The 21,466-nt window shown below is 58.8% G+C and carries 21 protein-coding genes and 4 tRNA genes; 18 read left to right on the top strand and 7 right to left on the bottom strand.

Annotation, left to right across the window (positions count from 1 at the left end; genetic code table 11):
* Window positions 1–55: 55 nt before the first annotated feature.
* Window positions 56–574: a cupin domain-containing protein gene (locus AC0R79_RS20290; RefSeq protein WP_127798841.1), complete on the top strand. Its 519-nt coding sequence runs from the start codon at window positions 56–58 to the stop codon at window positions 572–574.
* A 16-nt stretch (window positions 575–590) separates the two neighbouring features.
* On the opposite strand, the gene AC0R79_RS20285 is transcribed toward AC0R79_RS20290, so the two are convergent.
* Window positions 591–1,241, bottom strand: coding sequence for a YceH family protein (locus AC0R79_RS20285; RefSeq protein WP_007951573.1), 651 nt, complete (start codon window positions 1,239–1,241; stop codon window positions 591–593).
* Between the two features lie 126 nt (window positions 1,242–1,367).
* Between AC0R79_RS20285 and AC0R79_RS20280 the strand changes: the two genes are divergently transcribed.
* On the top strand, window positions 1,368–1,877 hold the full coding sequence (locus AC0R79_RS20280; protein WP_007951572.1) for a DUF1993 domain-containing protein: 510 nt from the start codon (window positions 1,368–1,370) through the stop codon (window positions 1,875–1,877).
* Between the two features lie 78 nt (window positions 1,878–1,955).
* Here AC0R79_RS20280 and sstT read toward each other — a convergent pair whose 3' ends face one another.
* Entirely contained in the window at window positions 1,956–3,188 is a 1,233-nt protein-coding gene (gene sstT, locus AC0R79_RS20275) for a serine/threonine transporter SstT (protein WP_127798837.1), read from the bottom strand.
* Between the two features lie 338 nt (window positions 3,189–3,526).
* Here sstT and AC0R79_RS20270 point away from each other — a divergent pair, with 338 nt between their 5' ends.
* Window positions 3,527–4,687 carry an MFS transporter gene (locus AC0R79_RS20270; protein WP_007951570.1) on the top strand — a complete coding sequence of 387 codons (1,161 nt, stop codon included), beginning with the start codon at window positions 3,527–3,529 and terminating at the stop codon, window positions 4,685–4,687.
* On the opposite strand, the gene nhaR is transcribed toward AC0R79_RS20270, so the two are convergent.
* Window positions 4,684–5,583: a transcriptional activator NhaR gene (gene nhaR / locus AC0R79_RS20265; protein ID WP_007951569.1), complete on the bottom strand. Its 900-nt coding sequence runs from the start codon at window positions 5,581–5,583 to the stop codon at window positions 4,684–4,686. The two genes, AC0R79_RS20270 and nhaR, sit on opposite strands and share 4 nt — an antisense overlap.
* A gap of 146 nt (window positions 5,584–5,729) precedes the next feature.
* On the opposite strand from nhaR, the gene AC0R79_RS20260 reads away from it, so the two are divergent.
* A complete protein-coding gene (locus AC0R79_RS20260) occupies window positions 5,730–5,969 on the top strand; it encodes a hypothetical protein (protein WP_007951568.1) in 240 nt (79 codons plus the stop codon).
* 29 nt (window positions 5,970–5,998) lie between these two features.
* A complete protein-coding gene (locus AC0R79_RS20255; protein WP_085608320.1) occupies window positions 5,999–6,748 on the top strand; it encodes a TerC family protein in 750 nt (249 codons plus the stop codon).
* Window positions 6,749–6,823: 75 nt separating this feature from the next.
* Here the strand turns inward: AC0R79_RS20255 and AC0R79_RS20250 are convergent, their stop codons facing one another.
* Window positions 6,824–6,991 (bottom strand): hypothetical protein, encoded by a 168-nt coding sequence (locus AC0R79_RS20250; protein WP_007951566.1) that lies wholly within the window; start codon window positions 6,989–6,991, stop codon window positions 6,824–6,826.
* 231 nt (window positions 6,992–7,222) lie between these two features.
* Here AC0R79_RS20250 and AC0R79_RS20245 point away from each other — a divergent pair, with 231 nt between their 5' ends.
* From AC0R79_RS20245 to AC0R79_RS20235, 3 genes are all read left to right on the top strand, one after another.
* On the top strand, window positions 7,223–7,894 hold the full coding sequence (locus tag AC0R79_RS20245; RefSeq protein WP_474731469.1) for a peptidase C39 family protein: 672 nt from the start codon (window positions 7,223–7,225) through the stop codon (window positions 7,892–7,894).
* A 94-nt stretch (window positions 7,895–7,988) separates the two neighbouring features.
* Entirely contained in the window at window positions 7,989–8,195 is a 207-nt protein-coding gene (locus AC0R79_RS20240; protein ID WP_064380821.1) for a DUF6021 family protein, read from the top strand.
* 12 nt (window positions 8,196–8,207) lie between these two features.
* A complete protein-coding gene (locus AC0R79_RS20235; protein ID WP_039767620.1) occupies window positions 8,208–8,414 on the top strand; it encodes a hypothetical protein in 207 nt (68 codons plus the stop codon).
* Between the two features lie 51 nt (window positions 8,415–8,465).
* Here the strand turns inward: AC0R79_RS20235 and pbpG are convergent, their stop codons facing one another.
* Both pbpG and folD read right to left on the bottom strand, forming a co-directional pair.
* Window positions 8,466–9,602, bottom strand: coding sequence for a D-alanyl-D-alanine endopeptidase (gene pbpG / locus AC0R79_RS20230; RefSeq protein WP_157222929.1), 1,137 nt, complete (start codon window positions 9,600–9,602; stop codon window positions 8,466–8,468).
* 31 nt (window positions 9,603–9,633) lie between these two features.
* On the bottom strand, window positions 9,634–10,488 hold the full coding sequence (gene folD, locus AC0R79_RS20225; RefSeq protein ID WP_085608325.1) for a bifunctional methylenetetrahydrofolate dehydrogenase/methenyltetrahydrofolate cyclohydrolase FolD: 855 nt from the start codon (window positions 10,486–10,488) through the stop codon (window positions 9,634–9,636).
* A gap of 274 nt (window positions 10,489–10,762) precedes the next feature.
* Here folD and AC0R79_RS20220 point away from each other — a divergent pair.
* The 10 genes from AC0R79_RS20220 (at window position 10,763) to AC0R79_RS20175 (ending at window position 20,163) form a co-directional block, all read left to right on the top strand.
* Window positions 10,763–10,839: transfer RNA gene (locus AC0R79_RS20220), tRNA-Arg, on the top strand.
* Window positions 10,840–10,871: 32 nt separating this feature from the next.
* Window positions 10,872–10,947 (top strand) — tRNA-His (locus AC0R79_RS20215).
* A 58-nt stretch (window positions 10,948–11,005) separates the two neighbouring features.
* Window positions 11,006–11,090: transfer RNA gene (locus AC0R79_RS20210), tRNA-Leu, on the top strand.
* Between the two features lie 76 nt (window positions 11,091–11,166).
* Window positions 11,167–11,242: transfer RNA gene (locus tag AC0R79_RS20205), tRNA-His, on the top strand.
* Between the two features lie 401 nt (window positions 11,243–11,643).
* Window positions 11,644–12,954 carry a trigger factor gene (gene tig / locus AC0R79_RS20200; protein WP_375747487.1) on the top strand — a complete coding sequence of 437 codons (1,311 nt, stop codon included), beginning with the start codon at window positions 11,644–11,646 and terminating at the stop codon, window positions 12,952–12,954.
* Window positions 12,955–13,046: 92 nt separating this feature from the next.
* Window positions 13,047–13,682 carry an ATP-dependent Clp endopeptidase proteolytic subunit ClpP gene (gene clpP / locus AC0R79_RS20195; protein ID WP_007951559.1) on the top strand — a complete coding sequence of 212 codons (636 nt, stop codon included), beginning with the start codon at window positions 13,047–13,049 and terminating at the stop codon, window positions 13,680–13,682.
* Window positions 13,683–13,795: 113 nt separating this feature from the next.
* The gene (gene clpX / locus AC0R79_RS20190) at window positions 13,796–15,079 is read left to right on the top strand and encodes an ATP-dependent Clp protease ATP-binding subunit ClpX (RefSeq protein ID WP_007951558.1); all 1,284 of its coding nucleotides are present in this window, start codon (window positions 13,796–13,798) and stop codon (window positions 15,077–15,079) included.
* 163 nt (window positions 15,080–15,242) lie between these two features.
* The gene (lon, locus tag AC0R79_RS20185; protein ID WP_007951557.1) at window positions 15,243–17,639 is read left to right on the top strand and encodes an endopeptidase La; all 2,397 of its coding nucleotides are present in this window, start codon (window positions 15,243–15,245) and stop codon (window positions 17,637–17,639) included.
* A 148-nt stretch (window positions 17,640–17,787) separates the two neighbouring features.
* A complete protein-coding gene (locus tag AC0R79_RS20180; protein WP_002552737.1) occupies window positions 17,788–18,060 on the top strand; it encodes an HU family DNA-binding protein in 273 nt (90 codons plus the stop codon).
* Between the two features lie 231 nt (window positions 18,061–18,291).
* Window positions 18,292–20,163, top strand: a complete 1,872-nt coding sequence (locus AC0R79_RS20175; protein WP_127798829.1) for a SurA N-terminal domain-containing protein — start codon at window positions 18,292–18,294, stop codon at window positions 20,161–20,163.
* A gap of 60 nt (window positions 20,164–20,223) precedes the next feature.
* Here AC0R79_RS20175 and AC0R79_RS20170 read toward each other — a convergent pair whose 3' ends face one another.
* Window positions 20,224–21,429 carry an MFS transporter gene (locus AC0R79_RS20170; RefSeq protein WP_474731464.1) on the bottom strand — a complete coding sequence of 402 codons (1,206 nt, stop codon included), beginning with the start codon at window positions 21,427–21,429 and terminating at the stop codon, window positions 20,224–20,226.
* Window positions 21,430–21,466 lie beyond the last annotated feature (37 nt).

The raw sequence follows: 21,466 nt of genomic DNA, 5'->3' as shown, positions 1-21,466 counted from the left end.
TATACTGCCGGATCAGCAAGCACAGACTTGCCCATCACAAAAAGCCGAGGTTTGCATGCATCCGCCCATTCTCAACCTGAATGACGTCGAACTCGAACCGCTTCCCGAAGCCCTGTCCCCCGAGGGCGAAACCGCCGGGCGTTATCAGCAACGCTTCGCCCGGGTGGGCCAGCAATTGGGCGCGCAAAAGCTCGGATATCGCCTGTATGCGCTGCCGCCGGGCATGCGTGGCAGCCCGTTTCACAGCCATCGGGTCAATGAGGAAATGTTTTACGTGGTGGCCGGGGAAGGGGAAGTGCGCCTCGGTGCCGAACGTTTCCCGATCCGCGTCGGCGACGTGATCGCCTGCCCGCCGGGCGGCCCGGAAGCGGCGCATCAGATCATCAACACCAGTGCTGCGGAACTGCGCTATCTGGCGGTCAGTACCCAGCAGCAACCGGAAATCTGCGAGTACCCGGATTCGAACAAATACGCGGTGATGGACAACTTCAACGTCGATGCCGACGGCAATGCCTCGGGATTCGTCGCGGTGGCGCGGCAGGCAGACGGCGTGGATTACTGGGACGGCGAATAACGCCGCCCCGGTGCGCTTATTCCTCGAGGCGGGCCAGGCGCTCTTCCAGTGCCGCAATCCGCGCTTCCAGCTCTTCGATGCGCTCCACTGACACGCCGCTGGCAGCCCCGCGATCACTCGGGTTCTGGCGCGCCGCGATAATCGCCTCGATGTCCGCCGGATCGCCCAGCGCGTGGGTGTAGCGATCTTCGCGCTGACCGGCCTGACGCGGAATCAACACCGCCAGCTCCCGGGCGATCAGGCGTTCCAGCTGATGCACCACTTGTTCGGCGTCTTCGAATTCATGCATGCGACCGCTGCGGGTCAGCAGTTCGTTGACGGTCTGCGGGCCGCGCAGGAACATCAACCCGGTCAGGATCAATTGCGCCGGCACCAGCTCCAGCGCCTTGTCGACCTTGTGCTCCCAGCGGTCGGCGCGACTGCCCATCACCAGTTTGGCGAAACCGCGGCTTTCGAGGGCGCGCAGGCTCTGGCCGACCTGGCCCTGGGTCAGGTTCATCACCGGTTCACGGCTGGTTTTCTGGTTGCAGGCCAGCACCAGCGCGTTGAGGGTCAACGGGTAGGTTTCCGGGCTGGTGGCCTGTTTCTCGATCAACGAGCCCAGAATGCGGATTTCCGTGGCGTTGAGCCGTGGTTCGTCGGAGCTGGTTTCAAATTCTGTGGTCATCGCGCGTTCCCTCTGCAGTCGAAGGCGCCTAGCCTAATCCTTGCTGGATAAAAGACAAGCCGCGCCGCCACGCGAGCATGGCTATAATCGCCCCCACGATTCACCCAGCCACCACGTGAGACTGCCATGACCATTTCCCTGTACGCCGCATCCGTCCCGGTTTTCCAACAAATGCTCAACGCCGTGAGCGATGTGCTGAAAAAGGCTGAAGCCCACGCCACCGAGAAAAACATCGACCCGAACGCCTTCCTGCAAGCGCGTCTGTACCCGGACATGTTCCCGCTGGTGCGTCAGGTGCAGATCGCCGTGGACTTCGCCAAAGGCGTGTCCTCGCGTCTGGCCGAAATCGAAATCCCGAAATATGACGACACCGAAACCACCTTCGCCGAGCTGCAAGCGCTGATCGCCAAGGTTCTGGCTTTCATCGGCGAGATCAAGCCAGAGCAGATCAATGGCAAGGAAGGCATCGAGATCGTGACTCGTCCGGGCACCCCGAAAGAGAAGCGCTTCAGTGGCCAGGCTTACCTGCTGAGCTACGGCCTGCCGCAGTTCTTCTTCCACGTCACCACCACCTACGCACTGCTGCGTCACAACGGTGTGGAAGTGGGCAAGCGCGATTACATGGGCGCGTTCTAAAACGCCCCGCTTGACCTCGACGCAACAAAAAGCCCGCCAAGGTTTACGCCTTGGCGGGCTTTTTGTTGCGCCGGGTTTTTACGCCGGACGCTGAGCTTTCTGTTCTTCGCCCAGGCATGCGGCGGCGGTGAACAGCACGTCGGTGGAGGAATTCAGCGCCGTCTCGGCCGAATCCTGCAATACACCGATGATGAAACCGACCGCCACCACCTGCATGGCGATTTCGCTCGGGATGCCGAACAGGCTGCACGCCAGCGGGATCAGCAGCAGCGAGCCACCGGCCACACCCGACGCACCGCAGGCGCAGATCGCGGCGACGACGCTGAGCAGGATCGCGGTCGGGATGTCCACGGCGATGCCCAGGGTGTGCACGGCCGCGAGGGTCAGCACGGTGATGGTGATCGACGCACCGGCCATGTTGATGGTGGCGCCGAGCGGAATCGATACCGAGTAGGTGTCTTCATGCAGGCCCAGACGCTTGCTCAATTCGAGGTTGACCGGAATGTTCGCCGCCGAGCTGCGGGTGAAGAACGCGGTGATGCCGCTTTCACGCAGGCATTTCAGCGTCAGCGGGTACGGGTTGCGGCGCAGCTTCCAGAACACGATCAGCGGGTTCATCACCAACGCGACGAACAGCATGCAGCCCAGCAGTACCGCCAGCAGGTGCGCGTAACCGACCAGCGCGCCGAAACCGGAGGTGGCCAGGGTCGAGGCTACCAGACCGAAAATCCCCAGCGGCGCGAAGCGAATCACCACGCGCACGATCAGGGTCACGCCGTTGGACAGGTCGCTGACCACTTCGCGGGTGGTGTCGCCGGCATGCCGGATCGCCACGCCCATGCCGATGGCCCAGGCCAGAATGCCGATGAAGTTGGCGTTCATCAGTGCGCTCACCGGGTTGTCGACCACGCTCAGCAACAGGCTTTGCAGCACTTCACTGATGCCGCCCGGCGCGCTTACCGCGATGTTGTCGGTAGACAGCACCAGATGCGACGGGAACATCATGCTGGCGATCACCGCGACCACGGCGGCGGCGAAGGTGCCCAGCAGATACAGGAACAGAATCGGCCGGATGTGGGTTTCCTGGCCGTGCTTGTGGTTGGCGATCGACGCCATGACCAGCACGAACACCAGGATCGGCGCCACGGCTTTCAGCGCCGAGACGAACACCTTGCCGATGAAGGCCGTGCCTTTGGCCGCTTCCGGCGCTAACAGCGCGAGGGCGATGCCGGCAATAAGGCCGATCAGGATCTGGGTGACCAGGCTGAGGCTTTTAAGACGTTGCAATAGAGAAGGGGATGAAGCGGTCATAACGGCATCTCTGGTTTTTTTATAGGGTGCAAGGTTGCGTGATCCGGGCGATGAATCGGGGGCAGGCCACAGACACGAACCGAAAGGACTGTCGCGACAACCACGCCTTTAAACGGGTGGCTGAACAGGGTGTACGTTTTGCAGGGCGCGGACTTTATCACAGCGTCGTCCGGATCCTTCAGACCTGTGACGATCTGCCACCGGATCCATCCACAACTTAGACAGGTTTGTGCAAGTCACTCGGGAAACACTCTGTTAAGATTGCGCATCCTTATTTTCAAGTTCTGCCGGCGGGCCCTCGGGTCAGCGCTGGTGTCGTCGTTTTGCTGGAGTTCCTCATGCTGTTGCCCATCCTTCTGTTGTCCGCCGCCGGGTTTACGGTGCTGACCACGGAGTTCGTCATCGTCGGCCTGCTGCCGGCGATTGCCCGCGACCTGGCCGTCACCATCCCGCAGGCCGGGCTGCTGGTGACTCTGTTCGCGTTCACCGTGGCGATGTTCGGTCCATTCCTGACCGCCTATTTCGCCCGCTTCGAGCGCCGCAAACTGTTCATCACCATCCTGATCATGTTCGGCCTGGCCAATACCGTGGCGGCATTGGCGCCGAACATCTGGGTCATGGCGATTGCCCGGCTGATCCCGGCACTGGGGCTTCCGGTGTTCTGGGCGCTGGCCAGCGAAACGGCGGTGGACATCGTCGGCCCGGACTTCGCCGGTCGCGCGATCGCCAAGATCGGCTTCGGCATCGTCTGCGCCACCGTGTTCGGGATTCCGGTCGGCACGCTGATTTCCGATGCGTTCGGTTGGCGCAGTGCGTTCGCCATTCTGGCGGTGATCGCGTTCGCCAAGGCGTTGCTGCTGTTTGTCTATCTGCCGAAAACCAGCCTGCACCAGCATCAGGTCAGTTTCGCTTCGCAGTTCAAGATCCTGCGCAGCCCGCTGATGCTCGGCCATGTGCTGCTGTCGATCCTGGTGTTCAGCGGCATGTTCACCGCTTATACCTATCTGGCGGACATCCTCGAACGTCTGGCCGGCTTCAATGGCACCGTGGTCGGCTGGTGCCTGATGGGCTTTGGCGCGGTCGGTCTGATTGGCAACTCGCTGGGCGGTCGTGCGGTGGATCGCCATCCACTGATGGCTTCGGTGATGTTCTGCGCGTTCATGATCCCGGGGATGGTGGCGCTGGTGCCGAACATCAATTCGTCGCTGGGTCTGGCGGCGGCGATGGGCATCTGGGGCGTGACTCAGGCGGCGCTGTTTCTGGTCAGCCACGTGCGCTTGATGAAAGCCGCACCTGAGGCGCCGGCCTTCGCCGCGTCGCTGAACATTGCCGGGGCCAATCTCGGGATTGGTTTGGGCGCGATCATTGGCGGTCGAGTGATCGACAGCGCCGGCCTCGGCTTTGTGGGTTTCGCCGCTGCCGGGTTCATTCTGCTGTCGATTTTCCTCGCCATGGTGCTGATGGTGCTCAAGCCGCGCGACGTCTGCGCGCCGGCTTAAAAGGCTGTAAACAGCTCGCGTCGGGCACCTTCGGTAATCGCTTTGATGCCGGGGTGCTTGACCTTGCGCTCCACCGATATCGCGTAAAACGACTCGCTCACCGCGTCGGTCTGGCCGATCAACTCGACGCCGTACTGGCGTTTCACCTCATCGGCAATCACGCTCGGGCCAATGAAAATCCCGCTGCCGGACTGGCCGAACGCCTGCATCAAGGCGCTGTCATCGAACTCCCCGACAATCCTCGGCTGAATCTGCTGCTCGGCGAACCAGCGCTGCAAGCGGCTGCGCACCACGGTTTCCGCGCCGGGGATCAACAGCGGCGCACCGTGCAGGCTGCGCGGGAAATCCTGACCGTATTGCGCTGCCAGTTCGGCGGTGGCGAAGAAACTGATCCCGCATTCCCCGAGCTTCTGGCTGTAGCCCTTGATGTCCAGGTGCGAGGGCATCGGGCTGTCGGAGATCACCAGGTCCAGGCGCTGGATCGCAAGGTCCGCCAGCAGGCGCTCGAGTTTGTCTTCGCGGCAAGTGATGCGCAGCGGTTCGCTCAATTCCATGGTCGGCGCGATCAGTCGATAGACGATGGATTTGGGCACCACGTCCGCCACGCCGACCCGGAACAGGATCTGCTGTTCATTGGGCTGGGCGCGCAGCATCAGCTCCAGTTCGCCGCCGAGCTGGAACATCTGCTCGGCGTAGGGCAGGGCCTGACGCCCGGCTTCGGTGAGCTCTAATTGCCGGCCGACTCGTTGAAACAGCTCGATGCCGTAGGTCTGTTCGAGCAGGGAAATCTGTCCGCTGATGGTCTGCGGCGTCAGGTTCAGTTGCTCGCACGCGCGCACGATGCTGCCGGTCTTGGCCACCACCCAGAAGTAGTGCAGTTGTCGGTAATTGAGCATGGGGTTCGGTCCGTCAAATACAGTTCGTATAAATCGAAGTATATCCGCTAAAAATACGAATTTTCCTGAAGTGTTTGTCTCCCTAGAATGCCCAGCCATCGACGGCCGGTCTGTACGGCGCTGTCTGTTCTATCGAGGGAAGCATCATGAAACTAAAAACTACGGCGTTGTTGATCGCGTCTTTACTGGTACTGGCCGGTTGCGACCAGGCCGAAAAGAGCGCCCAGCAACTGATGGGGCAGGCGGCCGAAGCGGCCAAGCAAGCCATCGACGACACGCATAAAGCTGCTGAAGAGGCGCTCAGCGATGCCACCGGCAATCTGATCAGCAAGAAAGAACCGAAAGACGACGAAGAAAAATCCGAATCGTCCTCCCAGGAAATCTAAACCGTCTTACACAGAGTCAGGACTGACCCATGGAATATCTGTTAGAACTCGCCGCCAGCCCGACCGCCTGGATTGCCTTGGCCACACTGGTGGTGATGGAGATCGTGCTTGGCATCGATAACCTGATCTTTATCTCGATCCTGACCAACAAACTGCCCGAGCAGTACCGGCAGAAGGCCCGTCGTCTGGGGATCGGCATGGCGCTGATCATGCGTCTGGCCCTGTTGAGCACCATCGCGTTTATCGTTCAGCTGACCGCGCCGGTCATCGAGATCCTCGGCCACGCGTTCTCCTGGAAGGACATGATCCTGATCGCCGGCGGCCTGTTCCTGTTGTGGAAAGCCACCACGGAAATCCATCACAGCATGGACCCGGCACCTGAAGATCCGAAGACCGCGACGTCTAAGGTGACCCTGGGCTTCGCTGCCGCCATCGGGCAGATCCTGATGCTGGACATGGTGTTCTCGATCGACAGCATCATTACCGCTGTCGGCATGACCGAACACTTGCCGATCATGGTGATTGCGGTTGTCGTCTCGGTACTGGTGATGCTGTTTGCAGCTGATCCGCTGGCCAAGTTCATCAATGACAACCCGACGGTGGTGATGCTGGCGCTGGGCTTCCTGATCATGATCGGCATGACGCTGATCGCCGAAGGCTTCGGCGCCCACGTACCGAAAGGTTATGTGTATGCGGCCATGGCGTTCTCGGCTTCGATTGAAGTGCTGAACATGATGTCGCGCCGCGCCAAGCAGAAGAAACTGACTGCCGAAGCGTAATCGCTGGAAAACCAAAGGCCGCCTGAACTCGCGAGAGTCCAGGCGGCCTTTTTGTTTGTGTCGGTTACAGAAAAGTCAGTGCGCGGTGGCGTGACGGGCGTCGTGTTTCTCGATCTTCCGGGTCGGTGCAGGTTGTACCGGGTGGTGATGGCGGCGGGAAATCCGCAACACGCCCCACAGCATGGCGGCGGCAACGGCCAGCCAGCCAGCAATCAGCATTACGATGGTCATGGTCAGGCTCATCTGTGCCTCCTCTTTGCCCTGCGTCGGGCGCTCGCTCTTTGGCTCTTGTATGAGTGACAGTCTAGTCGCTGGCGTGTTTCAGGCTATTGACCAAAGGTCGGTGGTGACCAATCAGTTCGCTCTATGCAACCGATGCATCTGCCGCTTTGGGCTATACCGCAGCGTAGCGCCGTCCTATGATCCTCGACCAAGCCGGAACACGATGACCGGTAACTGATCAAGAGAGTGACGATGGTGCAGCTATTTTCCCGGATTCGCGCGGCGCTGCTGGTGGCCGGTTGCGTGACAGCATTGGTGGGGTGTGCAGGCAGTGTGGCGCCGGAGGTCAAGCGCCTGCCGGAGCGGGTCGAGCTCAGCGGCACCTTCTATCGTGGCGAGGCCTATCAGAGCGGGCCGCAAGTGCTGGCCAGTCTGCTGTCGCAGCAGGGCATTGTGATCACGCCGGGTTTGCTGGAAAAGCCGCTGCATTTGCCGGGCGCCGAGGACAAATTGCAACAGAATCTGCAGGGTTTGGCGCGTGAATACGGCATGGTCGTGTATCCGCTGGACAGCAACCTGCCAGCGCTGCTGACTCAAATCGCGGCCGGGTATCCGGTGATGGTGCGTTTCAGCGAGGGTTCGGCGTTTTGGGCCGAGCCGCGTTACGCGATCCTGTCCGGCTATGACCGCTTGAAGCAGAAGGTGCTGCTGCGCGCCGGGATGAATCGCCGTGAATTGATGAGCTTCAGCTCGTTCGAGTCGGCTCTCGAAAAGTCCGGCGGCTGGGCAGTATTGATCCAGAAACCGACGCAGATTCCGGCAGCGGTCGATCAACAGCGCTGGCTCAAGGCTGCCGACGCACTGGCTCAAGCGGGACAGGAACGGGAAGCGGCGCAGGCGAGGAAGGCGCTGGCGGCGCACTGAGCTTCCGTTCGTCGCTTGTCGGGCACCCTGGCGGGGGATGCGCTTCTGAACTGTAGCGTCCCGTGTTTTACGGGCCAGGTATCAGGAGACGAACATGGCAATTCCAAACTCACCCAGTGGGCCACATTCTTCCGAGCATGGCAGTGGCGACGACCTGGGTTTCGATCCGGACTCGCCTGACCTGGACGATCCGCAAGTCGATCCCATTGGCCCGGCGAAGGCGCCGAAGGATGTGCAACCGGGCGATGATCCCAAACGTCCGGCCAAACCTTACGATCCCTTGGCTGATCTCAAGCCTTGAAGCGAGGTGCGTATGAGTACCGATTCGAGTTTCGACGACCACAAACCTGACAGTGTGCCCACCACCCCTGAGCCGGAAGTTGATCCGGTGCTGGATCCGGACAGCCCGATGAGAGATCCGTTGGCGCGTCCGGCGGTGGTAACGCCAGAGCATTCGCGCGACCCGAGCGCCGGTGACGGCATTCCCGATGACGACAAGATGCCGTTGCCCAACGACTGAGCCCATAAATGAAAAAGCCCCGACGATTCGGGGCTTTTCATGGGTGACGGATTACTTGGAGGCTTCGATCACGCCGCTCTGGCGACTCTTGAGGTTCTTGTCGGCCTTGTATTGCTGAGCCACGGCGGGGACGTTGGCGCTCTTGCCGGTTTCTACCCAACTGCGGATGCGGCTGGCATCGGCGAAGTGAGTGTACTTGCCGAACGCGTCGAGAATCACCAGGGCGACGGGACGGTTGGCCATGCGGGTCACCAGCACCAGGCAGTGGCCGGCCGGGTTGGTGAAACCGGTTTTGGTGATGCGGATGTCCCAGTCGGCCTTGTTGACCAAGTGATCGGTGTTACGGAAACCCAGGGTGTAATTGGGTTTGCGGAACGAGACGGTCTTTTCCTTGGTGGTGGTCAGCTCGATGAGCAGCGGCTGTTTGTGCGCAGCCACCAGCAACTTACTCAGGTCGCGGGCGGTGGAAACGTTGCGCTCGGACAGGCCGGTGGGTTCCACAAAGTGCGTGCTGGTCATGCCCAGTGCCTTGGCCTTGGCGTTCATTGCCGCGATAAACGCAGCGTAACCGCCCGGGTAGTGGTGAGCCAGGCTGGCGGCGGCGCGGTTTTCCGAGGACATCAGGGCAATCAGCAGCATCTCTCGGCGGGGTAGTTCACTTCGCAGTTTGACGCGGGAAAACACGCCCTTCATTTCCGGGGTGCGGCTGATGTCGACGTCAATCCATTCGTCCATGTTCTGGTGCGCTTCGACCACTACCAAACCCGTCATCAATTTGCTCACGGAAGCGATGGGCACCACCACGTCCGGGTTGCTGGAATAAATGACTTTGTTGGTCTGCAGATCCATCAGCAGGGCGCTGCCGGAGGCAATCTTCAATTGCGAAGCGTCTCGAGGGGCAGCGGTAGTTTCGGCGGCGTTGACCGTTGGCGTGAGGAGCGTGCCTGAAAATGCAAAAACCAGGCTCAGGATGGACAGACGAATATTCACGCGGGCGAACTCATGAAGGTTGGAAATGCCGTTCTTTGTAACGGGCTGTGTCGTAAAAACGACGCATTGTAGGAGTATGGTTGAAGAACTGTCGATGGTTGTCCGCAAGGCATGAAAAAGTCGTGAAAAGCCCTGTAAAAATAGGGGTTTCCGGCGAACGGTAAAGGTTTTTTCGAGGGCATGAAAAACCCCGCACAAGGCGGGGTTCTCGGAGTGCGGAAAACGCGACTCAGGCGTGCAGGGTTTCTGCCGCGTAAAGAGTGTTTTCCAGCAGGCAGGCGCGGGTCATCGGACCGACGCCGCCCGGTACCGGGGTAATCCAGCCGGCGCGGGGCAGGGCTGTTTCGTACACGACGTCACCGACCAGTTTGCCGTCGTCCTGACGGTTGATGCCGACGTCGATCACGATCGCGCCTTCTTTGATCCACTCGCCCTTGACCAGGCCCGGCTTGCCGGCGGCCACGACCACCAGATCGGCACGGCCGACGTGACCGGCCAGATCCTTGGTGAAGCGGTGGGTGACGGTCACGGTGCAACCGGCCAGCAACAGTTCCATCGCCATCGGGCGACCGACGATGTTGGAAGCGCCGACAACGACTGCGTCCATCCCGTACAGATCGGCACCGGTGCTTTCCAGCAGGGTCATGATGCCTTTCGGGGTGCACGGACGCAGCAGCGGAATGCGCTGGGCCAGACGGCCGACGTTATAAGGATGGAAACCATCGACGTCCTTGTCCGGGCGGATACGCTCCAGCAGTTTGGAAGCGTCCAGGTGCTCCGGCAGGGGAAGCTGAAGCAGAACGCCGTCGATTGCCGGGTCGTCGTTCAGTCGATCGATCAGATCGGTCAGTGCTTCCTGAGTGGTTTCGGAAGGCAGGTCGTAGGCTTGAGAGAGGAAGCCGACCTCTTCACAGTCTTTACGCTTGTGCGAGACATAAACCTGAGAGGCAGGATCGCTGCCGACCAGGATCACCGCGAGGCCGGGAGTGCGCAAGCCTTGCTCGCGACGTTCGGCTACCCGTTGGGCGATCTGCTGGCGCAGGCTGGCGGCGATTGATTTGCCGTCGATTAGTTGTGCAGTCATTGCGCGTGATTAACCATCGAGAGGGGAAAAAAAGAGAACGCATTCTCGCATGTCAAACGGTGAGGGCAAAGGCGCTTGGTCAGCAAATTCCCCTAAGCCCTTTAATTAAATGAATTTTTTTCAAAAAGGATTTGACGACCTTCAGGTCGCTCTATACTATTCGTCGCACTTGTCGGGCACAGCCTAGCACTGGTTAAGAAGGTCGAACGAAATTACGGTTTCGAACGACTGGAAAGCACTTAGTTTGTAGTCCTCCAAGGGTACAGCTAACAAGGCGCCCGTAGCTCAGCTGGATAGAGCATCCGCCTTCTAAGCGGATGGTCGCAGGTTCGAGTCCTGCCGGGTGCGCCATTAGGCAGCATTGGCACAAGTAACGCGATATGGTGGGCGTAGCTCAGTTGGTAGAGCACGGGATTGTGACTCCCGTTGTCGTGGGTTCGATCCCCATCGTCCACCCCATATTTCGAAAGGCGCCAGATGTAACAGTCTGGCGCCTTTGCTTTAAAAAGCTTCATCCGCGGATGTGGTGGAATTGGTAGACACACTGGATTTAGGTTCCAGCGCCGCGAGGCGTAAGAGTTCGAGTCTCTTCATCCGCACCAATCAAAGCTTCATTCATGCCGTTGGCCGGGTGAAGTTCTACAAAGAAGTTGTTTGGCTTCTTTGACACGCAATATGGTGGGCGTAGCTCAGTTGGTAGAGCACGGGATTGTGACTCCCGTTGTCGTGGGTTCGATCCCCATCGTCCACCCCATATTCCGAAAGGCGCCAGATTTAACAGTCTGGCGCCTTTTTTGTTTTACGGTTTCGGATTTTGGCGGCTGCAGGTTTCGGGTCGCAGGGCAGGGTGCTTCGTCGTATTAATGTTGCTCGATGATGCTGCGCTGCCCGTCGGCCTCGCTTGCGAGGTCGGCTGTCAGGGAGATGATTCAACCGCCTCTATATATAGAAGAGGTTGGCGCAGAGCCCTGGCTTGAATTGGCTGTATTTGCTAACAGGGGCGAGGCGCAACCGTTTGTCCCCGCCTTCAAATGGCCTGCTGTTTTTTTACCCGTTTTCAGTAGGGTGACTTCTTGAGTTTGACCTACTAGAATGCTTGCCCTTGATTCTTGGGTCGGAAACGGCCGGCTAACGTCTGTGCAACGAGGAATATCCATGCAAGTTTCTGTTGAAAATACTACTGCTCTTGAGCGCCGCATGAGCATCACCGTGCCGGCTGAGCAGATTGAGAGCCAGGTCAACAAGCGTCTGCAGCAGACTGCCCAGAAAGCCAAAATTGCTGGCTTCCGTCCAGGCAAAGTGCCAATGAGCGAAATCAAACGTCGTTTCGGTGCTGACGCACGTCAGGAAGCGATCGGCGACTTGATTCAAAAATCTTTCTACGAAGCTGTGGTTGAGCAGAAGCTGAACCCGGCCGGTTCGCCATCGATCGAGCCTAAGTCGCTCGAAGCTGGCAAGGACCTGGAATACGTAGCCGTATTCGAAGTGTTCCCTGAGTTTACCGTTGCCGGCTTCGAAGGCATCACCGTTGAGCGTCTGAGCGCTGACGTGGCTGACGCCGATCTGGACAAGATGCTGGACATCCTGCGCAAGCAGAACACCCGTTTCGAAGTGGCCGATCGCGCTGCCCAGAACGAAGACCAGCTGAACATCGATTTCGTTGGCAAGGTTGACGGCGAAGTATTCGCTGGCGGTTCCGCCAAGGGCACTCAGCTGGTACTGGGTTCCGGCCGCATGATCCCTGGCTTCGAAGAAGGTCTGGTTGGTGCTAAAGCCGGCGAAGAGCGCGTTCTGAACCTGACCTTCCCAGAGGACTATCAGAACCTGGACCTGGCTGGCAAAACCGCTGAGTTCACCGTGACTGTAAACACCGTTTCCGAGCCAAAGCTGCCTGAGCTGAACGAAGAGTTCTTCGCTCAATTCGGCATCAAGGAAAGCGGCATCGACGGTTTCCGCACCGAAGTTCGCAAGAACATGGAGCGTGAACTGCGTCAAGCGATCAAATCCAAGGTCAAGAATCAGGTAATGGACGGTCTGCTGGCCACCAACCCGATCGAAGTGCCTAAGGCTCTGCTGTCCAACGAAGTTGACCGTCTGCGCGTGCAGGCTGTTCAGCAGTTCGGTGGCAACATCAAGCCAGACCAACTGCCGGCCGAGCTGTTCGAAGAACAAGCCAAGCGTCGCGTTGTACTGGGTCTGATCGTGGCCGAAGTGGTCAAGCAGTTCGACCTGAAGCCAGACGAAGCCCGCGTTCGCGAAATGATCCAGGAAATGGCTTCGGCTTACCAAGAGCCTGAGCAGGTCGTGTCCTGGTACTACAAGAACGACCAGCAACTGAACGAAGTTCGTTCGGTTGTGCTGGAAGAACAAGTTGTGGATACTGTTCTGCAGAAAGCTAGCGTGACCGACAAATCGGTCTCTTACGAAGAAGCGGTCAAGCCGGTAGAAGCTCCAAAAGCCGACTGATTGTTTTTGCGTTAGAAGCACACACCATAAGCCAGCCTTCGAGCTGGCTTATGCGTATTCAAGACATGACTATTTGGGAGTGACTGCAGAGCATGTTCCGTAATTCCTATATTCAGCAGAACTCTGATATCCAGGCCGCCGGCGGCCTGGTCCCGATGGTTGTCGAGCAATCTGCTCGTGGCGAGCGCGCCTATGACATCTACTCGCGTCTTCTCAAGGAACGAGTAATTTTTCTGGTGGGTCCTGTAGAGGACTACATGGCCAACCTGATTTGCGCGCAATTGCTGTTCCTTGAAGCGGAAAACCCGGACAAGGACATCCATCTTTACATCAACTCCCCGGGCGGTTCGGTGACAGCGGGCATGTCGATCTACGACACCATGCAGTTCATCAAGCCAAACGTATCGACTACCTGTATCGGTCAGGCGTGCAGCATGGGCGCATTCCTGCTGACGGCCGGTGCACCTGGCAAGCGTTTCTGCCTGCCGAACTCGCGCGTGATGATTCACCAGCCACTGGGCGGTTTCCAGGGCCAGGCATCGGACATCGAAATCCATGCCAAGGAAATCCTCTTCATCCGCGAGCGTCTGAACACGCTGATGGCCAAGCACAGCGGCCGTACGCTTGAAGAAATCGAGCGCGACACCAACCGCGACAACTTCATGAGTGCAGAAGCTGCGAAGGAATACGGTCTGATCGACGAAGTGATCAACCAGCGCCCAGCTTAAAAATAAGCAGCTCAAAATAGGCTTGGTCGGCGCGTCTGATCAGCGGCGGGCTTGAAAAAGCCCGCAATAGCCTTCATCTTGTGTTGCAAGCCTATCGGATTTGGATCGAACGAATGACTGACACCCGCAACGGCGAGGACAACGGCAAGCTGCTCTATTGCTCCTTCTGTGGCAAAAGCCAGCATGAAGTGCGCAAATTGATTGCCGGCCCCTCGGTCTTTATCTGCGACGAGTGCGTCGACCTGTGCAATGACATCATCCGCGAGGAGGTGCAGGAAGCACAGGCCGAAAGCAGCGCGCATAAATTGCCTTCGCCTAAAGAAATCAGCGGCATCCTTGATCAATATGTAATTGGTCAGGAACGTGCCAAGAAGGTTCTGGCAGTAGCGGTGTACAACCACTACAAGCGTCTGAACCAGCGTGACAAAAAGGCTGACGACGTCGAACTCGGCAAAAGCAACATCCTGCTGATCGGCCCGACAGGCTCCGGTAAAACCCTGCTGGCCGAAACACTGGCCCGCTTGCTGAACGTTCCGTTCACCATCGCCGACGCAACCACCCTCACCGAGGCGGGTTATGTGGGTGAAGACGTCGAGAACATCATTCAGAAGCTGCTGCAGAAGTGCGATTACGACGTAGAGAAAGCCCAGATGGGCATTGTCTACATCGACGAAATCGACAAGATTTCGCGCAAGTCCGACAACCCGTCGATCACCCGGGACGTTTCCGGTGAAGGCGTGCAGCAGGCCTTGCTCAAACTGATCGAAGGCACGGTCGCTTCCGTTCCGCCGCAAGGTGGCCGCAAGCATCCGCAGCAGGAATTCCTTCAGGTTGATACCCGTAACATCCTGTTCATCTGCGGTGGCGCATTCTCCGGTCTGGAGAAGGTCATTCAGAACCGTTCCACCAAGGGTGGCATCGGTTTCAACGCAGAAGTGCGCAGCAAGGAAGAAGGCAAGAAAGTCGGTGAATCCCTGCGTGAAGTCGAGCCTGACGATCTGGTCAAGTTTGGTCTGATCCCGGAATTCGTTGGTCGTCTGCCAGTTCTCGCGACGCTGGACGAGCTGGATGAGGCTGCTTTGATGCAGATTCTCACCGAGCCGAAAAATGCCCTGACCAAACAGTATGCCAAGCTGTTCGAGATGGAAGGCGTGGATCTGGAATTCCGTTCCGACGCTCTGAAATCGGTCGCCAAGCGTGCCCTGGAACGTAAAACCGGTGCCCGTGGCCTGCGTTCGATTCTCGAAGGTGTGCTGCTCGACACGATGTATGAAATCCCCTCGCAGTCCGAGGTGAGCAAAGTCGTGATCGATGAAAGCGTGATCGAAGGCAAGTCCAAGCCACTGTATATCTACGAAAACAGTGAGCCGGCTGCCAAGGCTGCACCGGACGCGTAAGCGCCCGGTCTGCCGGAACAAAGAAGGGGCCTTCGGGCCTCTTTTTTTTTATGTCGTTTTTTACATCCCCTTTGCGCTTGTTTTTTTTCAAGTCAGCCCCCATCTTGGTTTCAAGCTTAATTCCATCTGATTACGGCCATATGGCCGCCGTAGAGGCGAAATCATGAAGACCACCATCGAATTGCCTCTCCTGCCATTGCGTGATGTCGTTGTGTATCCGCACATGGTTATCCCGCTGTTCGTGGGGCGCGAGAAATCCATCGAAGCCCTCGAGGCCGCGATGACGGGCGACAAGCAGATCCTGCTGCTGGCCCAGAGAAACCCGGCTGACGACGATCCCGGTGAAGAAGCTCTCTATCGCGTAGGTACCATCGCCACTGTTCTGCAGCTGCTCAAACTGCCTGACGGCACCGTCAAGGTGCTGGTCGAAGGCGAGCAGCGTGGCGCTGTCGAGCGCTTCAGCGAAGTCGATGGCCACTGCCGTGCCGAAGTCTCGCTGATCGACGAAGTCGACGCCGCCGAGCGCGAATCCGAAGTGTTCGTGCGCAGCCTGCTATCGCAGTTCGAACAATATGTGCAGCTGGGCAAGAAAGTCCCGGCTGAAGTCCTGTCGTCGCTCAACAGCATCGACGAGCCTGGCCGCCTGGTAGACACCATGGCCGCGCACATGGCGCTGAAGATCGAGCAGAAGCAGGAAATCCTCGAAATCATCGATTTGTCGGCCCGGGTCGAGCACGTTCTGGCCTTGCTGGACGCCGAGATCGACCTGTTGCAAGTCGAAAAACGCATTCGTGGCCGCGTCAAAAAGCAAATGGAGCGCAGTCAGCGCGAGTACTACCTGAACGAGCAGATGAAGGCCATTCAGAAAGAGCTCGGCGACAGCGACGAAGGCCACAACGAAATCGAAGACCTGAAAAAGCGTATCGACGCTGCCGGTCTGCCGAAAGATGCCCTGGCCAAGGCCACTGCCGAGCTGAACAAGCTCAAGCAGATGTCGCCGATGTCCGCCGAAGCCACCGTGGTGCGCTCGTACATCGACTGGCTGGTTCAGGTGCCGTGGAAGGCTCAGAGCAAGGTGCGTCTGGACCTGGCTCGCGCCGAAGACATTCTCGACGCCGATCACTACGGCCTCGAAGAGGTCAAGGAACGCATCCTTGAATACCTCGCCGTACAGAAACGCGTGAAGAAAATCCGTGGCCCTGTGTTGTGCCTGGTCGGTCCTCCGGGCGTGGGTAAAACCTCGCTGGCCGAGTCGATCGCCCATGCCACCAACCGCAAATTCGTGCGCATGGCCCTCGGTGGCGTGCGTGATGAAGCGGAAATCCGTGGTCACCGTCGGACTTACATCGGTTCGATGCCAGGAAGATTGATTCAAAAGATGACAAAGGTGGGTGTGCGCAACCCGCTGTTCCTGCTCGATGAAATCGACAAAATGGGCAGCGACATGCGTGGCGACCCGGCGTCGGCGTTGCTGGAAGTGCTCGATCCGGAGCAGAACCACAACTTCAACGACCACTATCTGGAAGTCGATTACGACCTCTCGGATGTGATGTTCCTGTGCACCTCGAACTCGATGAACATTCCGCCGGCGCTGCTGGACCGGATGGAAGTCATCCGTCTGCCGGGCTACACCGAAGATGAGAAGATCAACATCGCGGTCAAGTACCTGTCGCCGAAGCAGATTGCAGCCAACGGCCTGAAGAAGGGCGAGCTGGAATTCGACGAAGAAGCGATCCGCGACATCATCCGTTATTACACCCGCGAAGCCGGTGTGCGTGGCCTCGAGCGGCAGATTGCCAAGGTCTGCCGCAAGGCGGTCAAAGAGCACGCGCTGGAAAAACGCTTCTCGGTAAAAGTGACAGCTGATCTGCTGGAGCATTTCCTCGGCGTTCGCAAGTTCCGCTACGGTCTGGCCGAGCAGCAGGATCAGATCGGTCAAGTGACCGGCTTGGCCTGGACTCAGGTGGGCGGCGAACTGCTGACCATCGAAGCCGCTGTGGTGCCGGGCAAAGGTCAACTGATCAAGACCGGTTCGCTGGGTGACGTAATGGTCGAATCGATCACTGCGGCCCTGACCGTGGTGCGTAGCCGTGCCAAGAGCCTGGGCATTCCGCTGGACTTCCACGAGAAGCGCGACACCCACATCCACATGCCGGAAGGCGCTACGCCGAAAGACGGCCCGAGCGCCGGTGTAGGCATGTGCACGGCGCTGGTTTCTGCATTGACCGGCATTCCGGTGCGTGCCGATGTCGCCATGACCGGCGAGATCACCCTGCGTGGTCAAGTCCTCGCCATTGGCGGTCTGAAGGAAAAACTGCTGGCCGCTCACCGTGGCGGAATCAAGACAGTGATTATTCCGGAAGAGAACGTGCGCGATCTGAAGGAGATTCCTGACAATATCAAGCAGGATCTGCAGATCAAACCGGTTAAATGGATTGACGAGGTCCTGCAAATTGCGCTGCAATACGCGCCGGAGCCCTTGCCGGATGTGGCTCCGGAGATAGTTGCCAAGGACGAAAAACGTGAGTCTGACTCTAAGGAAAGAATTAGCACGCATTAATACGCTTTTGCCTGGGGGGCTTCCTTGACAGCTTTTTAGAGCCCTTGTTATAAAGCGGCTCTTAAGTGTCTGTAGGCCATTCAGCACTCGTTTTTGCTTTCACCAAAAAACTTAGAATCATACTCAAATAGATATAAGGGGACTTAGAGTGAACAAGTCGGAACTGATTGATGCTATCGCTGCATCCGCTGATATCCCGAAAGCTGCTGCTGGCCGTGCGCTGGACGCTGTAATCGAATCCGTCACTGGCGCTCTCAAGGCTGGCGACTCCGTTGTTCTGGTTGGTTTCGGTACTTTCTCCGTGACTGATCGTCCAGCTCGCATCGGTCGTAACCCACAGACCGGCAAGACTCTGGAAATCGCGGCAGCCAAAAAGCCAGGTTTCAAAGCCGGTAAAGCCCTGAAAGAAGCCGTCAACTAAGTTTGATTCAGGTTTTTACCCATCCGGGTCGGGGTCATGCCTGACTTGGCAGCGGAGCGGTAGAGCAGGCGGTTGGAATAGCTGCCTGTCACACCGGGATCGAGGGTTCGAGCCCTGTCCGCTCCGCCAGTTACGAGAAGGCGCATCCTCGGATGCGCCTTTCTTCTATCCGGATTCTACCCACGCTCCACGGTTGCCTAATTTTGAAGTTCAACCGTTTCTGGGGGACGCATGCTGCAGAATATCAGGGACAATTCACAAGGCTGGATTGCCAAGACCATTATCGGAGTCATCGTTGCACTGATGGCTCTGACCGGTTTCGACGCCATTTTCCAGGCCACGACTCACAAGAATGAGGCGGCCAAGGTCAACGGTGAAGAAATCAGCCAGAACGAGCTGAGCCAGGCGGTGGATATGCAACGCCGTCAGCTGATGCAACAACTGGGCAAGGATTTCGACGCTTCCTTGCTGGACGAAAAAATGCTGCGCGAATCGGCCCTCAAGGGTCTGATCGATCGCAAGCTGCTGCTGCAAGGCGCAGAACAATCGAAATTCGCTTTCTCCGAAGCGGCCCTGGACCAAGTGATCCTGCAGACGCCTGAATTCCAGGTCGATGGCAAGTTCAGCTCCGACCGTTTCGATCAGGTGATCCGTCAACTGGGCTACAGCCGCATGCAGTTCCGCCAGATGCTGGCTCAGGAAATGCTGATCGGCCAACTGCGCGCCGGTGTGGCGGGCAGCGGTTTCGTGACCGACGCTCAGGTGCTGGCCTTCGCCCGTCTGGAAAAACAGACCCGCGACTTCGCCACGCTGAACATCAAGGCTGACCCTTCGGCCGTGAAGCTGACCGATGACGAGGTCAAGGCTTACTACGACGAGCACGCCAAGGAATTCATGACCCCGGATCAAGTGGTCATCGATTACCTGGAGCTGAAGAAGGCTTCGTTCTTCGATCAGGTCGCCGTCAAGGACGAAGACCTGCAGGCGGCGTATCAGAAAGAGATCGCCAACCTGTCGGAACAGCGTCGTGCGGCGCACATTCTGATCGAAGTCAACGACAAGACCACCGAAGCTCAGGCCAAGGCGAAGATCGAAGAAGTCCAGGCGCGTCTGGCCAAGGGCGAGAAGTTCGAAGCGCTGGCCAAGGAGTTCTCGCAGGATCCGGGTTCGGCCAACAATGGCGGTGACCTCGGTTATGCCGGTCCTGGCGTTTACGATCCAGCCTTCGAGAAAGCCCTGTACTCGCTGAACAAGGATCAGGTTTCCGAGCCGGTTCGTACCGACTTCGGTTTCCACCTGATCAAGCTGCTGGGTGTCGAGGCGCCTGAAGTGCCGACGCTGGCCAGCCTGAAAGACAAGCTGACCCGCGAGCTGAAAACCCAGCAAGTCGAGCAGCGTTTCGTCGAGGCGACCAAGCAACTGGAAGACTCGTCGTTCGAAGCATCCGACCTGGCCCAGCCGGCGCAGGATCTGAAACTGACCGTGCACACCTCCAAGCCGTTCGGCCGTGAAGGTGGCGAAGGCGTTGCAGCCAACCGTGCCGTTGTGACTGCTGCGTTCAGCACCGAAGTGCTGGAAGAGGGTGCCAACAGTACCGCCATCGAGCTGGATCCGGAAACCGTGATCGTGCTGCGCGCCAAGGAGCACCTCAAGCCGACTCAATTGCCGCTGGAAAGCGTGGCCACCGCCATTCGCGCCCAGTTGACCAAAGAGCACGCCAGCGCTGCTGCCAAGACCAAAGCGGAGCAACTGATTGCCAGTCTGCGTGATGGCAAGACCCCGCTGGACAAGGCGGTGGACGGTCAAAGCTGGAAAGTCACTGAAGCGGCGAACCGCGCTCAGGAAGGCGTTGATCCGGCAGTGCTGCAAGCGTTGTTCCGCATGCCGAAACCGGCCGCCAAGGACAAGCCGACCTTCACCAGCGTAACGCTGGCGGATGGCAGCCTGACCATCGTGCGTCTGAACGGCGTGAACGAAGCAGCGGCTCCGACCGATGAAGAGAAAGCGCAATACCGTCGCTTCCTCGCATCGCGTGTGGGCCAGCAGGACTTCGCGGCGTACCGCAAGCAGCTGGAAGCCGAAGCCGACATCAAGCGTTTCTGATGCCTGGTTGAGCCGCAAGACCTGAGCCCCGGATGAAAATCCGGGGCTTTTTTATGCGCGCTATCCGGCGTTCGGGAAGCCATGTCTTCGGGCATTGATGGTCGCATACAGAGTCAGCAGCAACAGACCTGCGACCAGCCACGGGTAACTCCCGACGCCCAGATTGTTCAGCAACAGACCGCCCGCAAGCCCGCCGCCGGCAATGCCGACATTCCACAGGGTCACCAGCATCGATTGCGCGGTATCGGCAGCCTCCTTGGCAGTTTTTGCCAGGGCCGTCTGCAACAGCGAGGGCATCGCGCCGAACGCCAGGCCCCAGACGGCGGTGGCGGTGTAGACCACGCCCGGCCATTCGCGCCACAGGCCCAGTGCGATCGCCGACAGCAGGAACAGCGTGGCACTGACCAGTGCCAGCTGACGCAGCCAGCGATCAATCAGGCTGCCGACGATCCACAGGCTCAGTACCGATGCCAGACCAAACACCAGCAACACCCGGTCGATTTCTGCGGCAAGTCCCGATGGCTCCAGAAAGGGCGCGATGTAGGTGTACAGAAGGTTGTGCGCGACGACGTAGGACAAAGTCACAAACAACACGGATCGCACGCCCGGCAAGGTAAACACCTGACGCAGTGGCAAGCGTTTTCCCGCGCGTTCACCGGCGAAGTCCGGTACTTGCCAACGCACCCAGATCACCAGCAGCACGGTCAGCCCGGTCATGATCGCGAAGCTCAGGCGCCAGCCGACTGCTGTGCCCAGCAGCGTCCCGGCGGGAATGCCCAGCGACAGCGCAAGCGGCGCCCCGAGCATGGCCACCGTAATCGCCCGGCCTTGTAAGTGAGGTGCCACCATCCGGCTCGCGTACCCCGCCAGCAAAGCCCACAGCAGCCCGGCGAACACGCCTGCGATCAAGCGTGCAATCAGGGTCAGCCAGTACAGCTCCGACAACGCAGTAATGCTGTTGGCGATGGCAAACCCACCAATGGCCGCTAGTAACAGCGGGCGTCGACGCCAGCCCCGAGTGGCAATGGTGAGGGGAATTGCTGCCAGCATCGAACCGATGGCGTACAGCGTGACCAGTTGCCCGATCAGTGCCTGAGAGACATCAAGTCCCGTACTCATCTGTGGCAGCAATCCGGCGGGCATCGCCTCGGTCAGCACGGTGATGAATCCGGCGGTGGCCAGTGCGAGCAATGCACCCAGCGGTAAGCGTTCTGCGGGCTCGACGGTGCCGGCGAGCGTGGGGGAAGTGAGTGGCGCATCGTTCATGGGCGGGTTTCCATTTTGCCAAAGGAGACGAAGGCCA

The sequence above is a fragment of the Pseudomonas sp. HD57-3 genome (assembly GCF_056113135.1).
This window is presented reverse-complemented; position numbering and strand designations above follow the sequence as displayed.